Origin of the sequence: Acinetobacter sp. UBA1496, from assembly GCF_002324975.1 — a bacterium.
GTDB classification, from domain to species: domain Bacteria; phylum Pseudomonadota; class Gammaproteobacteria; order Pseudomonadales; family Moraxellaceae; genus Acinetobacter; species Acinetobacter variabilis.
Genome location: NZ_DCRI01000096.1, coordinates 38,029 through 42,461 on the forward strand (window position 1 = coordinate 38,029; position 4,433 = coordinate 42,461).

6 protein-coding genes and 1 pseudogene are annotated in these 4,433 nt (G+C 43.7%); 1 reads left to right on the plus strand and 6 read right to left on the minus strand.

What is annotated here, in order from left to right:
• Nucleotides 1-75 precede the first annotated feature (75 nt).
• On the plus strand, nt 76-519 hold the full coding sequence (locus tag B3143_RS11880) for a DUF2726 domain-containing protein (RefSeq protein ID WP_004782760.1): 444 nt from the start codon (nt 76-78) through the stop codon (nt 517-519).
• Between the two features lie 5 nt (nt 520-524).
• Here the strand turns inward: B3143_RS11880 and B3143_RS11885 are convergent, their stop codons facing one another.
• The 6 genes and pseudogenes from B3143_RS11885 to glnA form a co-directional block, all read right to left on the minus strand.
• Nucleotides 525-785 (minus strand): hypothetical protein, encoded by a 261-nt coding sequence (locus B3143_RS11885; RefSeq protein WP_005234866.1) that lies wholly within the window; start codon nt 783-785, stop codon nt 525-527.
• Between the two features lie 111 nt (nt 786-896).
• Nucleotides 897-2,147, minus strand: a complete 1,251-nt coding sequence (locus tag B3143_RS11890; protein ID WP_104426351.1) for an alpha/beta hydrolase family protein — start codon at nt 2,145-2,147, stop codon at nt 897-899.
• A 106-nt stretch (nt 2,148-2,253) separates the two neighbouring features.
• On the minus strand, nt 2,254-3,132 hold the full coding sequence (gene ubiA, locus B3143_RS11895; protein WP_104426352.1) for a 4-hydroxybenzoate octaprenyltransferase: 879 nt from the start codon (nt 3,130-3,132) through the stop codon (nt 2,254-2,256).
• Nucleotides 3,133-3,138: 6 nt separating this feature from the next.
• Complete coding sequence (locus B3143_RS11900) at nt 3,139-3,597, minus strand: chorismate--pyruvate lyase family protein (protein WP_286740657.1); 459 nt, start codon at nt 3,595-3,597, stop codon at nt 3,139-3,141.
• 55 nt (nt 3,598-3,652) lie between these two features.
• Nucleotides 3,653-3,928, minus strand: coding sequence for a hypothetical protein (locus tag B3143_RS11905; RefSeq protein ID WP_180004239.1), 276 nt, complete (start codon nt 3,926-3,928; stop codon nt 3,653-3,655).
• Nucleotides 3,929-4,013: 85 nt separating this feature from the next.
• Nucleotides 4,014-4,433, minus strand: a pseudogene (gene glnA, locus B3143_RS11910) (glutamine synthetase); the annotation flags it as partial.

The window sequence follows — 4,433 nt, forward strand, 5'->3', positions numbered from 1 at the left end:
GGTGGGAGAGCCAAGATTCTGAAAAACCCACTCATTGCGAAGTGGGTTTTTTTATTCTTTTCTCTTTTATGATCCGTGTTTGATTTGAGTCAGTTTATATTCTTTGTGATTGGCTGTCTGGCAAGCTTTGCCTTAATTTGCCTGCTCTTCCCTCATCTGTTTACCCGCCAGAAGAAATTCTATCCCAAGCGTGTCATTACAGCTTTCGAAAGCAAGATGTTTACTCGCCTGAAAGATGCTTTTCCGCATCATCACATTCTGGCACAGGTCGCATTTAGTGCTTTGATTACGCATGACAATATGAAAATGCGCAGCAAGTTTAACCGCAAGGTGACCGATTTTGTGGTGATGGACCGGGAATATAATGTGGTGGCGATTATAGAACTGGATGACCCCACCCATATTGGCAAGGAACAGGAAGATGCGGAACGCGATGCAATGCTGATTGCTGCCGGCTATACAGTCGTCCGCTACACTGAAATTCCAACGATCCGGCAGCTACAAAGAGATTTAAGATAAATAGTTTAATGAGAGGAATTCGTTTCAGCTTCGGAAGCAGCTTGGGTTGCTTTAGCCTCCTGCTCTGCCTTTGATTTTTCAGCCGCTTCGCGCGCTTCAATCCGGGCAATCATATCTGCCTGTTGCTGCTTATATTTTTCCTGATTTTTTGCATCGCTATTAACTGCCAGAAATGCCATCGTCACTAAAAAAATCGGCACACATAAAGCCAGGGTTCCAAAGATAAGCAGTTTTTTAATACTGCGGGGTTTTGTCTGTTCCGACATAACAAGCCTATACTGATAACCTATAATCCTGAGTCACTATAACAAACTTAAATGATTGCTCAAGGCCTAGCCTTACAAGGAATAGAAAAGGAGCCGAAGCTCCTTTTAGGATTAAGGACTGACAGAAATACCTGAAGGCATATAGGTATTGATGAAGGTCAGCAGCTGGGTTCTGCTTTGTACAATAGCCTCGGTATGTGATGCGTCTTGTACCGGTACAAAAGTCACTGTGGTTCCCATATCTTTCAAGCCTTGTTGTAAAGTATTTGTCACTGGATATGGAACAGCCATATCTGCAGTACCTTGAATGATCATCACAGGAACATTAATTTTTTCAGTTGCAGGCTGATTATTCTCAAGGAACTTTTCAACCGACGAATTATTCTGGAAGTTTTCTACTAATCCTGGATAGTCTACAACCGTTTTTTCCGGATTATTCACCAGATAATCATCAATATCTTGCACATATTCAGTAATCAATGGCCCTAAACAAAGTCCATTTTCTCCAGTCGTGCCTTCCGCCTTTTCAGCCACAATCCCTGCACGGCTTGAAAATATATTGCGATAGTTAAAGCCTGGTTCATAAGCTTTAATCCCGACAGCAACATAAGCCGCATAAGCCAGTAATTCTGCATAGACTGCTTTCGCAGCATTATCTTGCCCAGCCTCAACCAAGGCACTAAGCGCTTGCGGTGCTACTTCACTGATAATATAACCCAGACTTGAAGCCGGAGCTGCTGCAACTGCTGCCTTATAATTTGGATCTTCATCGGCAAACTGGGCTGTGGCAAGTGATGCGTGCCCTCCCTGGGATTGTCCCACTGAGACCCAGGCACCATTAAATCGATTTCCCTGTTGTTCCTTAAAGGCTCTTACTGCATAGATAGCCGATTGTGCCGCACTTTTTAAATTTAAATAAGGATGGATCCCCCGAGTACCTAATCCTTCATAATCGGGTGCAACAATCACATATCCCTTTGCAAGCAAGCTGCTGGCCAATCCTCTAAAATTATTATTCAGCTGGTTATTACTTGGTGCACAAGAATCACCGCTACCCACCGTGCCATGTTCCCAAACCACCACCCGCCATCCGTCTTGAGGTTGAGGTGTATTTGGATAAAACACCGTGGCTGTCGCTTCAGCCCGCTCACCATTTACGTTTGGCATATTATAGCGTATGACTTGAATATCCGAAGCTTCAGGCAAGGTATCCTCATCATAAGATTGTTGACTTAAAAATACCCTTTCCTGTGGTCGGAACGAATCATTATCATCGTCATTACACGCAGTCATGAACAATGACATGGAACATACCAGTGCCAGACAGGTTTTTTTGAAACCGTTTTTCACTACATTATTCATATTCTAATCCCTTATTGTTGTTTATGATTTTCATGAAGAATCTTGAATTAAGCATAAAAAAAAGCACCCTTATAGGATGCTTTTGTTATGAGTCGACAAGGTGCATTTACAGAAGCGCGGCAAAGATTCCAAGGAAAATCATTAGCCCCACCCAGCGGTTATGACGGAAGGCCCAGAAACAGCGCTGCGGGTCCTTATCTCGAGTTTTTGACCATTGATAAATAAAATCAATTGCGACTGCGAGCAGACCCATCAAGCCAAATGGAATCAGCAAATCCTCAATCCATAATGCTGCGCCAATCAAGACCAGACTTAAAGCCTGTAAGGTACTAATGATCTGAATATCATGCTGACCAAACAAAATGGCTGTGGATTTCACGCCAATCTTTAAATCATATTCACGATCGGTAATTGCATACTGCGTGTCATAGGCCACGGTCCAAGCCAGATTGCCAAAATAGAGAAGCCAACAAGTTAAATCTGGCGTCTGCCCGACGGCAGTATAGGCCATTGGAATTGACCAGGAAAATGCAGCTCCCAAAAATACCTGCGGCAAATGGGTATAGCGTTTCATAAACGGATAAATGAACGCTAAAAACAAGGCTCCAAAGGACCAGTAAAAGGTTTCAATCGGCAGGAAAAATAACAGGCAGGCACTGGCTACGACGAGCACCAGAAAGACCATCACTGCTTCTTTAGCACTAATAATACCGGTGGCTAAGGGACGGGTTTTGGTACGCTCGACATACGCATCCACTTTACGGTCGGCAAAGTCATTAATGGCACAGCCCGCTGCGCGCATAAAAATTACACCTAGAATCATCAGCACTAGAATACTGAGATCAGGAATTCCTTTTGCTGCGACCCATAGCGCCCACATGGTCGGCCAGAAGACCAGCTCTGTGCCAATTGGCTTATCAAAACGACAAAGATAATAATAGGCGCTCAGACGTTCACGCCAGCTAATTGCTTGTACAGTTGCCATATCAAGTTAAGCCTGTTGATTTTGTATAAAGTGTTCAAATGCCGGTAAAAATGTTTCTTGTACGATAAATTTACAACCATGCCAAGTATAGCAGCTCTGGCGGGTCCAGCCCTCTTCCAGATAAATCACACGCCGTTCACACTGTGGATTGGTACGCTGGAATAATAGGCAGCCAATCGGCTTCGATCCAATATGCTGGAATATCCGCGCACGTTTTTGCAGGCTTAAAATTGGAAATATACTTTTTGCTTTGACCCATGGCTGCTCTTCACAGCCATATAAATAGCTTTCCCGTACCCAAGACGTATGCTGATGTGGCATCTGCATCCAACGGGCATCCACAAATTCCAGACGCTGAAAATGTTCCTGCTGTGGTTCTACCCGGAACTGACCACCAGCCAGATCTGTTAACTGCTGCGTCAATGATCCTGAGGCATACAGCCACTCTCGAAGTGCTGTAGGCATCTGCTGTCTATTCGGATTTTTAAATTTTACACTCACAATGTTATCAACTTCACGATTAGGCATTATCTGTCTTGGCAATCACTTCATATTTTCCACTTGGCAGCTTTTTCAAAATCATGCCATCTGTGGTGAGATAAAAACTTTGGGGGTAGTCATAGTCCAGAGCCAGTTCAGGATGACGTAACGCCACAAACTCAACCTGTTTATAACCTTCAGGTGTACGCGCAACTTCTACATAGGTCACTTCAGAAAAATTCAGTTTAAAGCCTTTACTATGATCCTGAGGATCAATCCAGGGAAAAAAGCCGGTATGTCTTTTACGTTGTGCCATAACTTCATATCTTTGATCAATAACAGCATCATACAAAAAAACCCGCACAAAGGCGGGTTTTTTTACAGTGAAATTCAGATCAGAATTACAGGCTGTAGTACATGTCGAATTCAACTGGGTGAGTAGTCGTATTCAGACGACGTACATCTTCAGTCTTAAGTTCGATATAGGCATCAAGCATTTCTTTAGTGAACACGCCACCTTTAAGCAGGTAGTCATGATCTTCTTTAAGAGATTCAAGTGCCATTTCAAGGCTGTGCGCCACTGTAGGGATTTTCGCTTCTTCTTCAGGAGGAAGATCGTACAGGTTCTTGTCAGCAGCTTCACCTGGGTGAATCTTGTTTTGGATACCGTCGATACCCGCCATCAACAATGCAGCGAAACCTAGGTACGGGTTCATCATTGGATCAGGAAAACGTGCTTCAATACGTTTGCCTTTAGGGCTAGAAACGTAAGGAATACGGATAGAAGCTGAACGGTTACGCGCTGAGTAAGCAAGCATAAT

Excerpts from the sequence above, each read along its gene's own strand:
- B3143_RS11885 (WP_005234866.1), bottom strand. The coding sequence starts at position 785 with ATGTCGGAACAGACAAAACCCCGCAGTATTAAAAAACTGCTTATCTTT.
- B3143_RS11890 (WP_104426351.1), bottom strand. The coding sequence starts at position 2,147 with ATGAATAATGTAGTGAAAAACGGTTTCAAAAAAACCTGTCTGGCACTG.
- ubiA (WP_104426352.1), bottom strand. The coding sequence starts at position 3,132 with ATGGCAACTGTACAAGCAATTAGCTGGCGTGAACGTCTGAGCGCCTAT.
- B3143_RS11900 (WP_286740657.1), bottom strand. The coding sequence starts at position 3,597 with ATGCCTACAGCACTTCGAGAGTGGCTGTATGCCTCAGGATCATTGACG.
- B3143_RS11905 (WP_180004239.1), bottom strand. The coding sequence starts at position 3,928 with ATGGCACAACGTAAAAGACATACCGGCTTTTTTCCCTGGATTGATCCT.